The organism is Kitasatospora sp. GAS204B (assembly GCF_029892155.1).
GTDB lineage: Bacteria > Actinomycetota > Actinomycetes > Streptomycetales > Streptomycetaceae > Kitasatospora.
This window is the reverse complement of record NZ_JARZAG010000024.1, coordinates 15,256-32,596: the sequence shown is the minus strand read 5'-3', so window position 1 is coordinate 32,596 and position 17,341 is coordinate 15,256. Positions and strand designations below refer to the sequence as shown.

Here is a 17,341-nt window from a genome sequence, read left to right as displayed (position 1 = left end):
CATGAGCTCCACTCTCGCGGGCTGGCTGCAGGCCCTCGCCCTGGTGGGCGCGCTCGCACTCTGCTACCGGCCGCTCGGCGACTACATCGCCAAGCTGCTCACTACGACCAAGCACCTCGCGGCCGAGCGCGGCCTCTACAAGGTCATCGGGGTCGACGGCGACGCCGACCAGCGCTGGCCCTCCTACCTCCGCTCGCTGCTGGCCTTCTCGGCCGTCAGCGTGCTCTTCCTCTACCTGCTCCAGCGGGTCCAGAGCCACCTGATGCTCAGCCTCGGGTTCAAGGCGGTCAACCCGCACGGCGCCTGGAACACCGCGATCTCGTTCGTGACCAACACGAACTGGCAGGACTACAGCGGCGAAGCGACCATGGGCCACGTCGTCCAGATGGTCGGCCTCACGGTGCAGAACTTCCTGTCCGCCGCCGTCGGCATCGCGGTCGTCGCCACCCTGATCCGCGGCTTCACGCGCAGCAAGACCGACCGGGTCGGCAACTTCTGGGTGGACATCACCCGGATCAGCTTCCGCCTGCTGCTGCCGGTCTCGATCGTGCTGGCCCTGGTCCTGGTGGCCAACGGCGCGATCCAGAACTTCCACGGCTTCCACGAGCTCAGCACCCTCACCGGCGACAGCCAGTCGATCCCCGGTGGTCCGGTGGCCTCGCAGGAGGTCATCAAGGAGCTGGGCACCAACGGTGGTGGCTTCTTCAACGCCAACTCGGCGCACCCGTTCGAGAACCCGACCGGTTTCACCAACTGGCTGGAGATCTTCCTGCTGCTGGTGATCTCGTTCTCGCTGCCCCGCACCTTCGGCAAGATGGTCGGCGACAACCGCCAGGGCTACGCGATCGTCTCGGTCATGGCCTCGTTCTGGGTGGCCTCGGCCGCGCTGATGACCTTCTTCGAGACCCACCCGGCGGGTGTGGCGCTCAAGGCGGCCGGCGGCGCGATGGAGGGCAAGGAGGTCCGGTTCGGCCTCTGGGGCACCAGCCTCTTCGCCACCTCCACCACGCTGACCTCCACCGGTGCGGTCAACGGCATGCACGACTCGCTCACCCCCGGCGGTGGCGGTGTCGCGATGTTCGACATGATGCTCGGCGAGATCGCGCCCGGCGGTACCGGTTCGGGCCTCTACGGCATGCTGATCCTGGCCATCGTGGCGGTCTTCGTCGCCGGCCTGATGGTCGGCCGCACCCCCGAGTACCTGGGCAAGAAGCTCGGCGGCCGGGAGATGAAGTTCGCCTCCCTCTACATCCTGACCACCCCGCTGATCGTCCTGATCGGCACCGGCGTCGCGATGGCGCTGGGCGGTGAACGGGCCAACATGCTCAACACCGGGGCGCACGGGTTCTCCGAAGTGCTCTACGCCTTCACCTCAGCGGCGAACAACAACGGTTCCGCCTTCGCGGGCATCACCGTGACCTCGCCCTGGTGGGACACCGCGCTCGGCCTCGCGATGGTCTTCGGCCGCTTCCTGCCGATCGTCTTCGTGCTGGCGCTGGCGGGCTCGCTCGCCCAGCAGCAGCCGGTCCCCGCCACCAAGGGCACCCTGCCCACTCACAAGCCGCTTTTCGTGGGGCTGCTGTCGGGCGTCGTCCTGATCGTGGTCGGCCTCACCTACTTCCCGGCCCTGGCTCTCGGGCCGATCGCGGAAGGTCTGCACTGATGTCGTCCACCCTTACTCCCGTCCCCGTCGAGCAGACGGAGACCGCCCAGCAGCCGCACCGCGTTCAGTCCGGCCTGCTCGATCCCAAGCTGATCGTCGCCGCCCTCCCGGACGCGTGCAAGAAGCTCGATCCGCGGGTCATGATCAAGAACCCGGTCATGTTCGTGGTCGAGGTCGGTTCGGTGGTCACCACCATCGACGCGATCGCCAAGCCGTCGGTCTTCGCCTGGGCGATCACCGTCTGGCTCTGGCTCACGGTGATCTTCGCCAACCTGGCCGAGGCCGTCGCCGAGGGCCGTGGCAAGGCGCAGGCCGACACGCTGCGCCGCACCAAGACCGAGACCATGGCCCGGCGCCTGGTCGACTGGCCCGCCTCGCAGAACGAGGAGGAGGTGGCCGGCACCGAGCTGCGGCTCGGCGACCACGTGGTGATCGAGGCCGGCCAGATCATCCCCGGCGACGGCGACGTCGTCGAGGGTGTGGCGAGCGTCGACGAGTCGGCGATCACCGGTGAGTCCGCGCCGGTGATCCGCGAGTCCGGTGGTGACCGCAGCGCGGTCACCGGTGGCACCAAGGTGCTCTCCGACCGGATCGTGGTGAAGATCGCCTCCGAGCCCGGCAAGTCCTTCATCGACCGGATGATCGCCCTGGTCGAGGGCGCCTCGCGGCAGAAGACGCCGAACGAGATCGCGCTCAACATCCTGCTGGCCTCGCTGACCATCGTCTTCCTGGTCACCGTCGCCGCGCTGCAGCCGATGGCCGCCTTCGCCGGCGCCCCGCAGACCCTGATCGTCCTGGTCTCGCTGGTCGTCGCGCTGATCCCGACCACGATCGGCGCGCTGCTCTCCGCGATCGGCATCGCCGGTATGGACCGCCTGGTGCAGCGCAACGTGCTCGCCATGTCGGGCCGCGCGGTCGAGGCCGCCGGTGACGTCAACACCCTGCTGCTGGACAAGACCGGCACCATCACCCTGGGCAACCGCCAGGCCGCCGAGTTCCTGCCCGCCCAGGGCGTGGACACCGGCGAGCTCGCCGACGCCGCGCAGCTGTCCAGCCTGGCCGACGAGACCCCCGAGGGCCGCTCGATCGTGGTGCTCGCCAAGACCGAGTACGGCCTGCGGGCCCGCGCTCAGGGCGAGTTGGAGCACGCCACCTGGGTCCCGTTCACCGCCCAGACCCGGATGTCCGGTGTCGACCTCGACGAGGCCGACGGCGTGCACCAGGTCCGCAAGGGTGCGGCCGGCTCGATCACCCGCTGGGTCACCGAGAACGGCGGCACGGTCGGCGCCGACGTCGCCGAGCTGGTCGACGGCATCTCCGCCGCGGGTGGTACCCCGCTGGTGGTCGCCAGCAAGATCGGCAACGCGCCCGCCCGCGCCCTCGGGGTCATCTACCTCAAGGACGTGGTCAAGGAGGGCATGAAGGAGCGCTTCGACGAGCTCCGCCGGATGGGCATCAAGACCATCATGATCACGGGTGACAACCCGCTGACCGCCAAGGCGATCGCGGAGGAGGCGGGCGTGGACGACTTCCTCGCCGAGGCCACCCCCGAGGACAAGATGGCGCTGATCAAGAAGGAGCAGGAGGGTGGCAAGCTGGTCGCGATGACCGGTGACGGCACCAACGACGCTCCGGCCCTCGCGCAGGCCGACGTGGGTGTGGCGATGAACACGGGCACCATGGCGGCCAAGGAGGCCGGCAACATGGTGGACCTGGACTCCAACCCCACCAAGCTGATCGAGATCGTCGAGATCGGCAAGCAGCTGCTGATCACCCGTGGTGCGCTGACCACCTTCTCGATCGCCAACGACGTCGCGAAGTACTTCGCGATCATCCCGGCGATGTTCGCCAGCGTGTACCCGGGCCTGGGCCACCTCAACATCATGGCCCTGCACAGCCCGAAGTCCGCGATCACCTCGGCGATCATCTTCAACGCCCTGGTCATCATCGGCCTCATCCCGCTCGCCCTGCGCGGCGTGAAGTACCGTCCTTCCGACGCCAGCTCGCTGCTCCGCCGGAACATCGGGATCTACGGCATCGGCGGTCTGATCGTCCCGTTCATCGGGATCAAGCTGATCGACCTGATCGTCCAGTTCATCCCCGGCCTGCGCTGAGAAACGGAGGAAAAGCTCTCATGTCCAAGCCACTGCCCACCTCCGTCCGTACCCACTTCACCGCCCTGCGGTTCCTGCTGGTGATGACGGTGATCCTCGGGATCGCCTACCCGCTGCTGGTCACCGGGATCAGCCAGGTCGCCTTCAGCCAGAAGGCCAACGGCTCGATCATCAAGTCGGCCGACGGCAAGGAGATCGGTTCCAGCCTGATCGGCCAGAACTTCAACCTGCCGAAGAAGAACCCGAACGACCCCAACGAGCAGGCCCAGCCGGACCCGAAGTTCTTCCAGCCGCGGCCCTCCGCGGCGGGCAGCACCGGGTACGACCCGACCTCCTCGTCCGGCACCAACCTCGGCCCGAACAGCGACGTGCTGCTGAAGAGCGTCAACGCCGCCCGCGCCTCGGTCGCCGCCTTCGACGGCGTCGACCCGGCCACCGTGCCGGCCGACGCGGTCACCTCCTCGGGCTCGGGCCTGGACCCGAACATCTCGGTGGCCTACGCCGACGAGCAGGTCAACCGGGTCGCCAAGGCCCGCAACCTGACGGTGGACCAGGTCAACGCGCTGGTCGCCAAGTACACCGAGAGCCGCTCGCTCGGCTTCCTCGGTGACCCGGGCGTCAACGTCCTGGAGCTCAACAACGCACTGAACGAGTTGAAGTGACGTACCGTCAGACCGAGTGAAACCGGACCGGCCCGTGCGGGGGAGAGCCCCGCACGGGCCGGTCCGGCCTGTCTCTGCCCACCTTTCGCGAAGAGAGAAGAAGCCCCCCATGGCTCGCGATCTCGCCTCCGCCGCCCCGCCCCGGCGCGGCCGGCTGCGGGTGTACCTCGGCTCGGCCCCCGGCGTCGGCAAGACCTACCGGATGCTGGACGAGGCCCGGCGCAGACAAGAGCGCGGCGCCGACGTCGTGGTGGGCTACATCGAGTGCCACGGGCGCAAGCACACCGAGTCGATGCTGGCGGGCCTGGACGTCATCCCCCGGCTGCACCGCACCTACCGGGGCACCGAGTTCACCGAGATGGACGTCGAGGCGGTGCTGGCGCGCCGCCCGTCCGTGGTCCTGGTGGACGAGCTGGCGCACACCAACATCCCCGGTGGCAAGAACGCCAAGCGCTGGCAGGACGTCGACGACCTGCTGGCGGCCGGCCTGGACGTGATCACCACGGTGAACATCCAGCACCTGGAGAGCCTCAACGACGTCGTCCAGAAGATCACCGGCACCCCCCAGCGGGAGACCGTCCCGGACGAGGTGGTGCGCCGGGCCGACCAGATCGAGCTCGTCGACATGGCGCCGCAGGCCCTGCGCCGCCGGATGGCCCATGGCAACGTCTACAAGGCCGAGAAGGTGGACGCCGCGCTCACCAACTACTTCCGCGTCGGCAATCTGACGGCGCTTCGGGAACTCGCCCTGCTCTGGGTGGCCGGCCGGGTCGACGAGGGACTGCGCGACTACCGGGCCGAGCACAACATCGACCGGGTCTGGGAGACCCGCGAGCGGGTGGTCGTCGCGCTCACCGGCGGCCCGGAGGGCGAGACGCTGATCCGGCGCGCCGCCCGGATCGCCGACCGCACCGCCGCGGGCCAGGTGCTGGCCGTGCACGTCACCCGCAGCGACGGCCTGGCCGGTGCCTCACCCGGCGCGCTGGCCAACCAGCGCCGCCTGGTGGAGACCCTCGGCGGCAGCTACCACGTGGTGGTCGGCGACGACATCCCCACCGCGCTGCTCGGCTTCGCCCGCGCCAACGACGCCACCCAGCTGGTGCTCGGCACCAGCCGGCGCGGCCGGATCAACCGCTTCCTGACCGGCCCGGGCATCGGCGAGACCACCGTCGACGCGTCCGAGGACATCGACGTCCACATGGTCACCCACGAGTTCACCGGGCGCGGCCGGCTGCCCAAGCTCGGGCGGCGGCACTCCAAGCGGCGCACCGTGGCCGGCTTCACCTCGGGCCTGGTGCTGCCGTTCGCACTCACCGGCATGCTCTCCCAGCTGCACCACACCCTCAACCTGACCACCGACGCGCTGCTCTTCCAGCTCGGCGTGGTGGCGGTGGCGCTGCTCGGCGGCTCGGCCTCGGCGCTGGTCGCCTCGCTGATCGCCTCGCTGCTGCTGAACTACTACTTCATCCCGCCGGTGCACACCTTCACCATCGGCGAGCCCAACAACGTGATCGCGCTGGTGGTCTTCGCGATGGTCGCGCTCACCGTCTCCACCGTGGTCGACCGGGCCACCCGGCTGACCGGACGGGCGGCCAGAGCGACCGCCGAGGCCGAGACGCTCTCCGCGCTGGCCGGCACCGTGCTGCGCAGCCAGGACGCCGGCCAGGGCGGCGGCTCGGCCATACCGACCCTGCTGGAGCACTCCCGCAACACCTTCGGCCTGGACTCGGTCGCGCTGCTCTCCCGGGCGAACGGCGAGGTGATCGCCCGCAGCGACTCCGCCGGGGACAGCGCCGTCGATTCCGAGAGCACCGAGGTGCCGGTCGGCTCGGACGCGCTGCTGATCATGACCGGGCGCCGGCTGCCGGCCGACCAACTGCGCCTGCTCACCGCCTTCTCGGCGCACGTGGCCGCCGCGCTGGAGCGCGACCGGCTGGCCGCGGTCGCGGCCGAGGTCGAGCCGATCAAGGCCGCCGACAAGATGCGCACCGCGCTGCTCGCCGCCGTCAGCCACGACCTGCGCACCCCGCTGGCCGCGGCGCTGGCCTCGGTCGGCTCGCTGCGCAGCCCCGACGTCGAGTTCTCGCCCGAGGACCAGGCGGAACTGCTGGCCACCGCCGACGAGTCGCTGGTGCGGCTGAACCGCCTGGTCGACAACCTGCTCGACATGAGCCGCCTGCAGGCCGGCGCCCTCACCCTGCACCTCGGTCCGGTGCACGTCGACGAGGTGCTGCCCCGGGCGCTGGACTCGCTGGCCGACCCGGACGCCCCGGTGCAGCCGCTCGACCTGGAGCTGGTGCCCGCCGTGCTGGCCGACGCGCCGCTGCTGGAGCGGGTGCTGGCCAACGTGATCACCAACGCGCTGCGCTACAACGCGCCCGGCGCGCCGGTGCTGGTCAGTGCCAGCGCCCACCGCGACCAGGTGCAGATCCGGATCGCCGACCGCGGCCCGGGCATCCCGGCCGCCGACCGGGACCGGGTCTTCCTGCCCTTCCAGCGGCTGGGCGACACCGACAACACCACCGGCGTGGGCCTGGGCCTGGCGCTCTCCCGCGGCCTGGCCGAGGCCATGGGCGGCACCTTGGAGGTCGAGGACACCCCCGGGGGCGGCACCACCATGCTGCTCACCCTGCCGACCGCGGCCGAGGAGGACGAGTCGCCGTGAGCAACATCCTGATCGTCGACGACGAGCCGCAGCTGCTGCGCGCGCTGCGGATCAACCTGCGGGCCCGCCAGTACCAGGTGACCACAGCTGCCACCGCGAGCGCCGCACTGGAGGCCGCCGAGCAGAGCCGGCCCGACGCGGTACTGCTCGACCTCGGCCTGCCGGACCTGGACGGGGTCGAGGTGATCCACCGGCTGCGCGGGCGCGGCCCGGTGCCGATCATCGTGCTCTCCGGCCGCAGCGGTGCGGACGACAAGATCCAGGCGCTGGACGCCGGCGCCGACGACTACGTCACCAAGCCGTTCCTGATGGACGAGCTGTTCGCCCGGCTGCGCGCCGTGCTGCGCCGCCCGGTGGCCAGCACGGCCGTCGACCTGGCGGTGCTGGGGGACTGGGCGATCGACCTGACGGCCGGCACCGTCCACCGGGCCGACGGCAGCGCGCGGCCGCTTCGGCTGACCCCGACCGAGTGGAAGATCCTCACCATGCTGCTGGCCAACCCGGGCCGGCTGCTGCCCGGGCGGCAGATCCTGCGCGCGGTCTGGGGACCGGGTCACGAGGAGCGCGGCAACTACCTGCGGGTCTACTTCGCCGGCCTGCGCCGCAAGCTGGAGCGCGACCCGGCCAGGCCCCGGCACCTGATCACCGAGCCGGGGATCGGCTACCGCTACGAGCCGTAGCGAGGTGGCCTGACACACCGGGTGCTAATGATCCGTCAAGACGGGCACCCCGGGTGCCAAGGGTGCGTCAGTACGGAGCAGAATCGTCAGGCCCAGGAGCTAGCGTCAGCCGTGCGGAAACGGTTCCGCTCCGCTCCGACGGGGGAGCCCGGCCTGACGCCGGGACAGGAGCTGGACCGCGCCGGACGCCGGCGGCCCCTCACGGGGACCGCCGGCCGGTGGCGGCCAGGTAACGGGGAGGGACGCGCGGCCATGGCAGCGGGAGTAAGACCACCGGTTGCACCGGGGGAGAGCTCGTCCGAGCGGACGGGTTCGGTGGCCACCGACGGGACTTCCGTGCCGCGCGATCCCCGTACCGCCGGCGCGCCGGGCGCCGCGGCGTCGGCCGCGCGGCCGCGGCCCACCGGGCTCGCCCGGCTCCGCAGCCGGGCCTACTGGACCACCCCGCGCCGGGTCCGCGCGCTGACCGCGGCCGCGCTGGCCGCCGTGCTGCTCTTCGCCGGCGTGGCCTACACCGTGCTCAGCGGCGGCCGGGACAGCGTGGACACGATCGGCCACCACACCGCCCCGCAGGCCGAACGGGCCTCGGACCTGTACTTCGCGCTCAGCGACCTGGACGCCCAGGCGGCCAACCTGCTGCTGGTCGGTGCCGACGAGCCCGACTTCGCCAAGCGCAAGGCCGTCCACGACACCTACGACCAGCGCCGGGCCCAGGCCGACGCCGACCTGGAGCAGGCCGCCGAGGCGCTCTCCGGCGACCCGGTGGGCCGCAAGGCCGTCCAGGACGAGCTGGACGCGCTCGGCCAGTACGAGGCCCTGGTGGCCCGCTCCGACCTCCAGGAGTCCAACGCCAAGTCGCTGCCCGGCAAGCCGTCGTCCGACGCGCTCAGCTCCTACCAGCAGGCCACCGACCTGCTGCGCAGCCGGCTGCTGCCGGACGCCGACCAGGTGGCCAGCTCCAACGCGGCCAAGGTGGACGGCACTTACACCACGCAGTCCGCCGCGCTCGACTCCGGCTGGTGGTGGCTGCTGGTCACCGGCCTGCTCGCGCTGGGCGTCCTGGCCGCGCTGCAGCGCACCCTGACGGTCCGTTACCGGCGGCTGATCAGCCCGCCGCTGGTCGCGGCCCTGCTGCTGACCGCGATCGGCCTGGGCTACGGCCTCTCGCTGGTCTCCGGCACCAAGGACCGGCTGCACAACGCCAAGGCCAACGCCTACGACTCGGTGATCGCGCTGAGCCGGGCCAAGGCGATCGCCTACGACAGCAACGCCGACGAGAGCCGCTGGCTGAGCGACCCGAGCCGGGGCGACGGCTACCAGCAGTCCTTCCTCGACAAGAGCCGGCAGATCGCCAAGCTGGACGGCAGCACGCTCGCCGCCTACGACACCGCGCTGGACACGGCGATCGCCGCCCACCAGAGCTCGCCGGCCGACGTGACGTTCGGCGGCTACCTCGGCGACGAGGAGCGCAACATCACCTTCCCCGGTGAGCAGCAGGCCGCCGACCAGGTGCTGGCCGACTTCCGGACCTACCAGCAGGACGACCGCAAGATCCGCCAGTTCGTCCAGCAGGGCCACCTCGCGGACGCCATCGCGTTCGACACCGGCACCGCGACCGGGCAGTCGGACGGGGACTTCAGCCAGCTGAGCGACGCCTTCGACAAGGTGGTGGCGATCAACCAGCAGGCCTTCGACTCCTCGATCCAGCAGAGCGACTCCGCGCTCGGCACCGGCGCCGCCGTGGCCGCCGCGCTGCTGCTGGCGGGCGCCCTGGCGCTGACCGTGCTGGCGGTCCGGCCCCGGCTGCGCGAGTACCGCTGATCAGCCCAGGGCCGCACGGACTCTGCCCGGTCAGGCCCTCACGGGTGCCCGCCCTGCCGCGGCAGGGCGAGCGCCACGGTGTCCGCGAACTCCCGCACCGCGCTGGTGCGGGAGACCACCCGGCCGGCGTGCACCACCAGCCGGCTGTGGCCGCCGGACAGCGCACCCGCCAGGCTGTCCCCGCGCACCGCGAGCAGCTCGGCCGGGAACCCGGCGTCCACCCGGACCGACGGCAGTCCCATCAGCAGCCTGGCCTGCCCGCTGATCGCCTCGTAGGCCTCGGTCACGCTCAACGCGCCGCCGGCCGCCAGCAGGTAGGCGGCCTCCAGCGGATCGGCCCGGCCGACCGGGTTGACCGCGTCCCGCAGCGCGCCGCTGCCCGCCGCCAGCGGGATCTGTCGACCGGTCAGCTCCCGGACCACCGCCGGGCTCAGGCCGTACGGCGGCCCCTCCACCGCGCCGCAGGCGCCGCTCTGCGGCAGGCAGACCACCCGCAGCCCGGCCGCCCGCAGCCCCGCCGCGCCGTCCGGCGCCAGCCGGTCGCACGGGCCCACCGCTACCCGGGGGCGCAGCGGTGCCAGCAGCGCGGTGATCCGGGCCAGCCGGGCCGGGTCGGCGCCGCGCAGGTGCAGGTCGACGGGGCAGTCGAAGTCGGTCGCCGCGGCCACCACGGCCTGCACGTAGCCGACCGGATCGGGGTCCAGCTCGGGGCAGCCGCCCACCGCGTCCGCGCCCATCCGCAGCGCCTCGCGCAGCTGCGCCCGCCCGTCCGCGCCCGCCGTCCCGGTGAGCAGCCGGGGCACCGCCACCGCCTGCAGGCCCGCCAGCCCGCGCAGCGCCTGGCGCGCCGTGAGGACGGCCTCCAGCCGGCCGAGCCCGGGCGGACCACCGATCCGCACATGGGTGCGCTGGGCGGTGGCGCCGTAGCCGAGCGAGGTGAGCGCGGCCTCGGTGACCCGGCGGATCAGCTCCCCGGGCGCCTCCGTACCCGGGCCGCGCGGGTCGGGCGGGCGACCGGTGAAGGCGGTGTCGTGGTGCGCGTGCGGCTCGGCGGGGGCCGGCAGCAGCAGATAGCCCGTCAGATCGATCCGGGCGCCCTCGGCGACGGCCGGTTCGGAGCCGCTGACCGCGCCGGCCGGCAGCGCCGACTGCGGCAGCGGGCCCAGGCTCCCGGCGGTGCCGACGGCCTGGATCCGGTCGCCGCTGATCCGCACGTCGACCACCCGGCCGTCGACCAGCCGGGCGCCGCTGAGCAGCAGCACCGGGCCGTGGTCGAGCGGGTTGCAGCCGCCGTCCGGGCTCATCGGTCGGCTCCTCCCAGTCCGGAAGATCACTGGCGGTCGAGCCTATGGTCAGCGCGCGCCCGGGGCGGGGAGGCTCGCGGCACGGCCGACCAGTCGCCGAGCAGCCGATCGCCGAACGGCAGGCCTCAGCTCGCCAGTCCGTGCGAGCCGCCGACCTGCGATCTTGCGCTCGGCATACGGATTTCACCTCTGGCCCCGAACCGTGTAATCTCTTCCTCGTTCAACCGGTTCGCCCCTATAGCTCAGTCGGTAGAGCGTCTCCATGGTAAGGAGAAGGTCTGCGGTTCGATTCCGCATGGGGGCTCTGGTGAACAGGATTCCGCTAGTTGGATTCTGATCACCAAAGCGGTGTAGCTCAGTTGGTAGAGCAAGCGGCTCATAATCGCTGTGTCACCGGTTCAAGTCCGGTCACCGCTACCCCGCGTAGTCGGTCGGGAGATCGCACTCCCGATCGGCTACTCTTGTTGTGTCATCACCCCATTGTTGTCCAAGGAAGGCACTCCCGTGGCTGCCACCGACGTCCGCCCGAAGATCACGCTGGCCTGCGTGGAGTGCAAGGAGCGGAACTACATCACCAAGAAGAACCGGCGTAACGACCCGGACCGCCTGGAGATGAAGAAGCACTGCCCCCGCTGCAACTCGCACACCGCTCACCGCGAGACCCGCTGACCCCGTAGGGCGTCGCCGGGCCTGGCTGTGACAGGTCCTTAGGCCTCAGGCCGCATCCCTTCGGGGGTGCGGCCTGAAGTCGTTTTCGCACACGCCGACTTGAGGAGTAGTCCATGGCGCTCGACCCCTCCTTCATCGGGCGGTCGTACCCGCCCACCGAGCCGTACGAGGTGGGCCGGGAGAAGATCCGGGAGTTCGCCGTCGCGATCGGCGACGCCAACCCGGTGTACACCGACCCGGAGGCGGCCAAGGCGCTCGGGCACCCGGACGTGATCGCTCCGCTGACCTTCCCGTTCGTGCTCAGCTACGCGGCCGCCGCGCAGGTGGTGGCCGATCCGGAGCTGGGGCTGGACTTCAGCCGGGTGGTGCACGGGGACCAGAAGTTCGAGTACACCCGCCCGCTGCGGGCCGGTGACCGGGTCCGGGTGGCGATCAGCATCGCCAACATCAAGTCGCTGGCCGGCAACGACGTGCTCACGGTGAAGGGCGAGATCGCCGACGAGAGCGGTGAGCACGTGGTGACGTCCATCATGACCCTGGTCGCCCGGGCGGCCGACGACGCGGCAGGGGAGTAGCACGATGGCTGTGAACTTCGACGAGGTCGAGGTCGGGACCGAGCTGCCCGCCCAGTCCTTCCCGGTGACCCGCGCCACGCTGGTGCGCTACGCCGGCGCCTCGGGGGACTTCAACCCGATCCACTGGAACGAGCGGTTCGCCCACCAGGTCGGCCTGCCCGACGTCATCGCGCACGGCATGTTCACCATGGCCGAGGCGCTGCGGGTGGTCACCGACTGGACCGGGGACCCCGGCGCGGTGGTGGAGTACGGCGTGCGGTTCACCAAGCCCGTGGTGGTGCCCGACGACGACCGCGGCGCCGTGATCGAGGTCACCGGCACGGTGGCCAAGCTGCTGGAGGACCGCCGGGTGCGGGTGGACCTGCTGGCCACCAGTGCCGGTCAGAAGGTGCTCGGGATGTCCCGCGCCGTGGTCCAGCTGGCGTGAGCGAGCCGGGGGCGGACCGGGCATCCACTACCGTGGAGCGCGTGCACGTGACCGAGAACGCCCCCCTCGCCCCGCTGACCACGCTGCGGCTCGGCGGCCCGGCCCGCCGTCTGGTGACCGCGCGCACCGACGCCGAGGTGGTCGCCGCCGTCCAGGCCGCCGACGCGGCGGGCGAGCCGCTGCTGGTGCTCGGCGGCGGCAGCAACCTGGTGATCGGCGACGCCGGCTTCCCCGGCACCGTGCTGAGGATCGCCACCACCGGTTTCGAGCTGACCGGCACCGAGCTGGAGTTGGCGGCCGGCGAGGTCTGGTCCGAGGCGGTGGCCCGCACCGTCGAGGCCGGCCTGGCGGGCATCGAGTTCCTGGCCGGCATCCCCGGCTCGGCCGGCGCCACGCCGGTGCAGAACGTCGGCGCGTACGGCCAGGAGGTCGCGCAGACCATCACCGAGGTGGTCGCCTACGACCGGCAGGCCCGTGAGACGGTCACCCTGCCCGCCGCCGACTGCGCCTTCTCCTACCGGCACAGCCGCTTCAAGGCCGATCCCGAGCGCTACGTGGTGCTCCGGGTCAGGTTCGCCCTGGAGGAGGCCGGCGGTGACTCCAGCCCGGTCCGGTACGCCGAGGTGGCCAGGACCCTGGGCGTCGAGGCCGGGCAGCGGGTGCCGCTGAGCACCGCGTACCGGACGGTGCTGGGGCTGCGGGCCGGCAAGGGCATGGTGCTGGACCCGGCGGACCACGACACCTGGTCGGCCGGCTCCTTCTTCACCAATCCGGTGCTGACGCCCGAGCAGTACCGGGCCTTCCAGGACCGGCTGGCCGAGCGGTCGATGACGGCCCCGGCCTACCCGGCGCCGGACGGCCACACCAAGACCTCCGCCGCCTGGCTGATCGACAAGGCCGGCTTCACCAAGGGCTACGGCAGCGGTCCGGCCACCCTCTCCACCAAGCACACCCTGGCCCTGACCAACCGGGGCCGGGCCACCACCGAGGACCTGCTCGTGCTGGCCCGTGAGGTCCGGGACGGCGTGCACGCGGCCTTCGGGGTGCGGCTGGTCAACGAGCCGGTGATGGTGGGCGTCCGGCTCTGAGGCGCGCGGCGGTCAGCGGCGCGCTCGGCGGGTCGCCGCCCACAGCACCAGCCCGAGGAGTATCAGCACCACCACCAAGGTCAGGCCCAGCCCGGCCCCGTGGGTGCTGCGGTAGTAGTAGCTGTGGTGGACCACGACCACGTGGTGCACCACCACGTGGTGCGTCGTCGTACTGGTGTGCGTGATGTGGCTCGTCGTGTGATGAGAACTCATGGGGCGTCAGCTTTCCATGCGCGCCACGGGCTTGGTCAGCCAGGTGTCGATCTCCGCGAGCAGCTCCTTGCGCACCCCCTCCGGCGCGCGCGAGCCGCGGACCGACTGGCGGGCCAGTTCGGCCAGTTCGGGGTCGGAGAAACCGTGCACCGTCCGGGCCAGCTCGTACTGGGCGGCCAGCCGGGAGCCGAACAGCAACGGATCGTCGGCGCCGAGCGCGAGCGGCACCCCGGCGTCGAAGAGCGCGCGCAGCGGCACGGCGCCGGCCCGCTCGTAGACCCCGAGCGCGACGTTGGAGGCCGGGCAGACCTCGCAGGTGATCTGACGGTCCGCCAGCCGCTGCAGCAGCCGCGGGTCCTCGGCGGCCCGCACCCCGTGGCCGATCCGGCCGGCGCCCAGGTCGTCCAGGCAGTCGCGCACCGACTCGGGCCCGGCGAGCTCCCCGCCGTGCGGGGCGGCCAGCAGACCGGCCTTGCGGACGATCGCGAAGGCCCGGTCGAAGTCCCTGGCCAGCCCGCGCCGCTCGTCGTTGGAGAGCCCGAAGCCGACCACGCCGTCCTCCGCGTAGCGGACCGCGAGTCGGGCCAGCGTGCGGGCGTCCATCGGCGACTTCATCCGGTTCGCGGCGACCAGCACCCGGATCCCCACCCCGGTGGCCGCCGAGGCCTCCCGCACGGCGTCCAGGATCAGCTCCAGCGCGGGGATCAGCCCGCCGAGCCGCGGTGCGTAGGAGGTCGGGTCGACCTGGATCTCCAGCCAGCGCGAGCCGTCCGCCACCTCGTCCTCGGCGGTCTCCCGGACCAGCCGCCGGATGTCCTGCTCGTCGCGCAGCACCGAGCGGGCGGTGTCGTAGAGACGCTGGAACCGGAACCAGCCACGCTCGTCGGTGGCCCGCAACTTGGGCGGCGCGGCGGAACTGAGTGCCTCCGGCAGCCGGACCCGGTGCTTCTCGGCCAGCTCCAGCAGCGTGGTCGGGCGCATCGAACCGGTGAAGTGCAGGTGCAGATGGGCCTTCGGCAGCGCCCGGACATCTCGCTGTTCCACTGCGTGCTGTTCCATTGGCGAATCCTGCCGCATCGACCTCGGATACGGGAACCGCCCCTGGCACATCCCTCGAAGGAGTGACAGGGGCGGTGCGCCGCAAGCTGATCAGTCCTGCGCCTCGCCCAGCAGCTTCTGCATCCGGCTCACGCCCTCGGCCAGGTCGGCATCGCCCAGCGCGTAGGAGAGCCGCAGGTAGCCGGGGGTGCCGAAGGCCTCGCCGGGGACCACCGCGACCTCGGCCTCGTCCAGGATCAGCGCGGCCAGCTCGGCGGAGGTCTGCGGGCGCTTGCCGCGGATCTCCTTGCCCAGCAGGCCCTTGACCGACGGGTAGACGTAGAAGGCGCCGAGCGGCTCGGGGCAGATCAGACCGTCGATCTCGTTGAGCATCCGCACGATGGTCTGCCGGCGCCGGTCGAAGGCGACCTTCATCTCCTCGACGGCCGTCAGGTCACCGCTGACCGCGGCCAGCGCGGCCCGCTGGGCGACGTTGCTGACGTTCGAGGTGGCGTGCGACTGCAGGTTGGCGGCGGCGGCCACCACGTCCTTGGGGCCGATCATCCAGCCGACCCGCCAGCCGGTCATCGCGTAGGTCTTGGCCACCCCGTTGACCACGATGCACTTGTCGGCCAGCTGCGGCAGCAGCGCGGGCAGCGAGGTGAAGGTGGCGTCGCCGTAGACCAGGTGCTGGTAGATCTCGTCGGTCAGCACCCACAGGCCGTGCTCCAGCGCCCAGCGGCCGATCGCCTCCGCCTCGGCCTCGGTGTAGACCGAGCCGGTCGGGTTGGACGGCGAGACGAAGAGCACCACCTTGGTGTTCTCGGTGCGGGCCGCCTCCAGCTGGGCCACCGAGACCTTGTAGTCGGTGGTCTCGTCGGCCACCACCTCGACCGGCACCCCGCCGGCCAGCTGGATCGACTCGGGGTAGGTGGTCCAGTACGGAGCGGGGACGATCACCTCGTCACCCGGGTCCAGGATCGCGGCGAAGGCCTCGTAGATGGCCTGCTTGCCGCCGTTGGTCACCAGCACCTGGGAGGCGTCGACCTGGTAGCCGGAGTCCCGCAGGGTCTTCGCCGCGATCGCCGCCTTGAGCTCGGGCAGGCCGCCGGCGGGGGTGTACCGGTGGTTCTTCGGGTCCCGGCAGGCCTCGACGGCGGCCTCGACGATGTAGCCGGGGGTGGGGAAGTCGGGTTCCCCGGCCCCGAAGCCGATCACCGGGCGGCCGGCCGCCTTCAGGGCCTTGGCCTTGGCATCGACCGCGAGGGTGGCGGACTCGGCGATGGCGCCGATCCGGGCGGAGACCCGGCGGTCGGCGGGGCGGACGTTGGCGGGGGTGAAGTCGCTCATACCTGCATCGTCGCAGAAGCGGCCGGGCCGGTGGTGCGGCGTTTCACGATCCGTACGGGTCGGGTCCGCATGGTGAAGAGGTTCGACCAAACGCCGCCGAACCCGTACACTCACTGATCGACGGCAGCGCCCGCCACCACACGGATCCGAAGCGTTCACCACGTGGGCTCCGGGATGGGGTAGGTTAAGCGTCGACTCCGGCACCGCGAGGCGCCGAAGGGCACTAGCTCAATTGGTAGAGCACCGGTCTCCAAAACCGGCGGTTGGGGGTTCAAGTCCCTCGTGCCCTGCTGCCAGATCCTCGTCCAGCCCGTTCGCTCCACAAGAGCGAGCGGGCTTGATGCGGAGAGGGCGCCAATGTTTTTTGCTGTACATTTGTTCGATTTTGCCAGCACTGCGCCGGATCGCCCGTGCTTCCATGGCACGTCAGTGACCTTCGGCAGGACCCGGATTCAGGTGAGGACGAGTGACGGAGACCACGGGCTCCACCGCAACGCCTGAGAGCGGCAACCCCGAGGGTGCCGAGGACACGGCGCCGATCGAGGATGCCGTAGAGGGCGCCGCGACCGAGGACGGCAAGACGCTCTCGCGCCGCGACCGCAAGCGCGCCAACCGCGCGGCGGGCGGCGACGGCAAGAGCGGCGGCAAGCGTGCCAGGCAGGGCGTCTTCGCCCGGATCGGCCTGTACTACCGGCAGATCATCGCCGAGCTGCGCAAGGTCGTCTGGCCGACCAAGAGCGAGCTGATGAACTACACCAGCGTCGTGGTGGTCTTCGTGGCCGTCATGATCGGTCTGGTCGCGACCCTCGACTGGGGCTTCGCCAAGGCCAGCTTCTGGATCTTCGGCTGATCCAGCCCCCACAGCTTCACCCCCGACCCGGGTCGGCCCCTCACGAGCACCAACGGGGGACCGCCCGGGTCGAGCTGTCGCCGCCGCGCGGACGAGCCCGCTACCGTTGAGTCGGTACTGTTGGGACTTCGAGTCACCGCCGCTCCGCGCCCGCGCATCGGGCCGGCGACCGGTGTGGCCCGGAGCCGTACCATCTCCACCCCTCCAGGAAAGAAGCAGCCA

At 71.5% G+C, this 17,341-nt stretch carries 15 protein-coding genes and 3 tRNA genes; 14 read left to right on the top strand and 4 right to left on the bottom strand.

Annotation, left to right across the window (positions count from 1 at the left end; translation table 11 throughout):
- Position 1: 1 nt before the first annotated feature.
- The 6 genes from kdpA (at position 2) to P3T41_RS27770 (ending at position 9,605) form a co-directional block, all read left to right on the top strand.
- A complete protein-coding gene (kdpA, locus tag P3T41_RS27795; protein WP_280693273.1) occupies positions 2 to 1,663 on the top strand; it encodes a potassium-transporting ATPase subunit KdpA in 1,662 nt (553 codons plus the stop codon).
- Positions 1,663 to 3,777 carry a potassium-transporting ATPase subunit KdpB gene (kdpB, locus tag P3T41_RS27790; RefSeq protein ID WP_280693272.1) on the top strand — a complete coding sequence of 705 codons (2,115 nt, stop codon included), beginning with the start codon at positions 1,663 to 1,665 and terminating at the stop codon, positions 3,775 to 3,777. Before kdpA ends, kdpB begins: the two co-directional genes overlap by 1 nt.
- A 20-nt stretch (positions 3,778 to 3,797) precedes the next feature.
- Positions 3,798 to 4,439, top strand: a complete 642-nt coding sequence (gene kdpC / locus P3T41_RS27785; protein WP_280693271.1) for a K(+)-transporting ATPase subunit C — start codon at positions 3,798 to 3,800, stop codon at positions 4,437 to 4,439.
- 109 nt (positions 4,440 to 4,548) lie between these two features.
- On the top strand, positions 4,549 to 7,104 hold the full coding sequence (locus P3T41_RS27780) for a sensor histidine kinase KdpD (protein WP_280693270.1): 2,556 nt from the start codon (positions 4,549 to 4,551) through the stop codon (positions 7,102 to 7,104).
- Complete coding sequence (locus tag P3T41_RS27775; RefSeq protein ID WP_280693269.1) at positions 7,101 to 7,784, top strand: response regulator; 684 nt, start codon at positions 7,101 to 7,103, stop codon at positions 7,782 to 7,784. The genes P3T41_RS27780 and P3T41_RS27775 overlap by 4 nt, the downstream gene beginning before the upstream one ends.
- A 315-nt stretch (positions 7,785 to 8,099) precedes the next feature.
- Complete coding sequence (locus tag P3T41_RS27770) at positions 8,100 to 9,605, top strand: hypothetical protein (RefSeq protein ID WP_280693268.1); 1,506 nt, start codon at positions 8,100 to 8,102, stop codon at positions 9,603 to 9,605.
- Between the two features lie 38 nt (positions 9,606 to 9,643).
- Here the strand turns inward: P3T41_RS27770 and P3T41_RS27765 are convergent, their stop codons facing one another.
- On the bottom strand, positions 9,644 to 10,909 hold the full coding sequence (locus tag P3T41_RS27765) for a hydrolase (protein ID WP_280693267.1): 1,266 nt from the start codon (positions 10,907 to 10,909) through the stop codon (positions 9,644 to 9,646).
- 231 nt (positions 10,910 to 11,140) lie between these two features.
- On the opposite strand from P3T41_RS27765, the gene P3T41_RS27760 reads away from it, so the two are divergent.
- From P3T41_RS27760 to P3T41_RS27735, 6 genes are all read left to right on the top strand, one after another.
- Positions 11,141 to 11,213, top strand: a tRNA-Thr gene (locus P3T41_RS27760).
- Between the two features lie 40 nt (positions 11,214 to 11,253).
- Positions 11,254 to 11,326 (top strand) — tRNA-Met (locus P3T41_RS27755).
- Positions 11,327 to 11,413: 87 nt separating this feature from the next.
- Positions 11,414 to 11,578, top strand: coding sequence for a 50S ribosomal protein L33 (gene rpmG / locus P3T41_RS27750; protein WP_006604855.1), 165 nt, complete (start codon positions 11,414 to 11,416; stop codon positions 11,576 to 11,578).
- 113 nt (positions 11,579 to 11,691) lie between these two features.
- Positions 11,692 to 12,153 carry a MaoC family dehydratase N-terminal domain-containing protein gene (locus P3T41_RS27745; RefSeq protein WP_280693266.1) on the top strand — a complete coding sequence of 154 codons (462 nt, stop codon included), beginning with the start codon at positions 11,692 to 11,694 and terminating at the stop codon, positions 12,151 to 12,153.
- A gap of 4 nt (positions 12,154 to 12,157) precedes the next feature.
- Complete coding sequence (locus P3T41_RS27740; protein WP_280693265.1) at positions 12,158 to 12,580, top strand: MaoC family dehydratase; 423 nt, start codon at positions 12,158 to 12,160, stop codon at positions 12,578 to 12,580.
- Between the two features lie 32 nt (positions 12,581 to 12,612).
- Entirely contained in the window at positions 12,613 to 13,668 is a 1,056-nt protein-coding gene (locus P3T41_RS27735) for a UDP-N-acetylmuramate dehydrogenase (protein WP_280693264.1), read from the top strand.
- A gap of 12 nt (positions 13,669 to 13,680) precedes the next feature.
- On the opposite strand, the gene P3T41_RS27730 is transcribed toward P3T41_RS27735, so the two are convergent.
- The 3 genes from P3T41_RS27730 to P3T41_RS27720 form a co-directional block, all read right to left on the bottom strand.
- Positions 13,681 to 13,881 carry a hypothetical protein gene (locus P3T41_RS27730; protein WP_280693263.1) on the bottom strand — a complete coding sequence of 67 codons (201 nt, stop codon included), beginning with the start codon at positions 13,879 to 13,881 and terminating at the stop codon, positions 13,681 to 13,683.
- A gap of 6 nt (positions 13,882 to 13,887) precedes the next feature.
- Entirely contained in the window at positions 13,888 to 14,958 is a 1,071-nt protein-coding gene (locus tag P3T41_RS27725; RefSeq protein ID WP_280693262.1) for an adenosine deaminase, read from the bottom strand.
- Between the two features lie 72 nt (positions 14,959 to 15,030).
- Positions 15,031 to 16,269 (bottom strand): pyridoxal phosphate-dependent aminotransferase, encoded by a 1,239-nt coding sequence (locus P3T41_RS27720; protein ID WP_280693261.1) that lies wholly within the window; start codon positions 16,267 to 16,269, stop codon positions 15,031 to 15,033.
- Positions 16,270 to 16,486: 217 nt separating this feature from the next.
- Between P3T41_RS27720 and P3T41_RS27715 the strand changes: the two genes are divergently transcribed.
- A tRNA-Trp gene (locus tag P3T41_RS27715) sits at positions 16,487 to 16,559 on the top strand.
- Positions 16,560 to 16,735: 176 nt separating this feature from the next.
- Entirely contained in the window at positions 16,736 to 17,119 is a 384-nt protein-coding gene (gene secE, locus P3T41_RS27710) for a preprotein translocase subunit SecE (RefSeq protein WP_280693260.1), read from the top strand.
- The last annotated feature ends 222 nt before the right edge of the window (positions 17,120 to 17,341 follow it).

Excerpts from the sequence above, each read along its gene's own strand:
- kdpA (WP_280693273.1), top strand. The coding sequence starts at position 2 with ATGAGCTCCACTCTCGCGGGCTGGCTGCAGGCCCTCGCCCTGGTGGGC.
- kdpB (WP_280693272.1), top strand. The coding sequence starts at position 1,663 with ATGTCGTCCACCCTTACTCCCGTCCCCGTCGAGCAGACGGAGACCGCC.
- kdpC (WP_280693271.1), top strand. The coding sequence starts at position 3,798 with ATGTCCAAGCCACTGCCCACCTCCGTCCGTACCCACTTCACCGCCCTG.
- P3T41_RS27780 (WP_280693270.1), top strand. The coding sequence starts at position 4,549 with ATGGCTCGCGATCTCGCCTCCGCCGCCCCGCCCCGGCGCGGCCGGCTG.
- P3T41_RS27765 (WP_280693267.1), bottom strand. The coding sequence starts at position 10,909 with ATGAGCCCGGACGGCGGCTGCAACCCGCTCGACCACGGCCCGGTGCTG.
- P3T41_RS27745 (WP_280693266.1), top strand. The coding sequence starts at position 11,692 with ATGGCGCTCGACCCCTCCTTCATCGGGCGGTCGTACCCGCCCACCGAG.
- P3T41_RS27740 (WP_280693265.1), top strand. The coding sequence starts at position 12,158 with ATGGCTGTGAACTTCGACGAGGTCGAGGTCGGGACCGAGCTGCCCGCC.
- P3T41_RS27730 (WP_280693263.1), bottom strand. The coding sequence starts at position 13,881 with ATGAGTTCTCATCACACGACGAGCCACATCACGCACACCAGTACGACG.
- P3T41_RS27725 (WP_280693262.1), bottom strand. The coding sequence starts at position 14,958 with ATGCGGCAGGATTCGCCAATGGAACAGCACGCAGTGGAACAGCGAGAT.
- P3T41_RS27720 (WP_280693261.1), bottom strand. The coding sequence starts at position 16,269 with ATGAGCGACTTCACCCCCGCCAACGTCCGCCCCGCCGACCGCCGGGTC.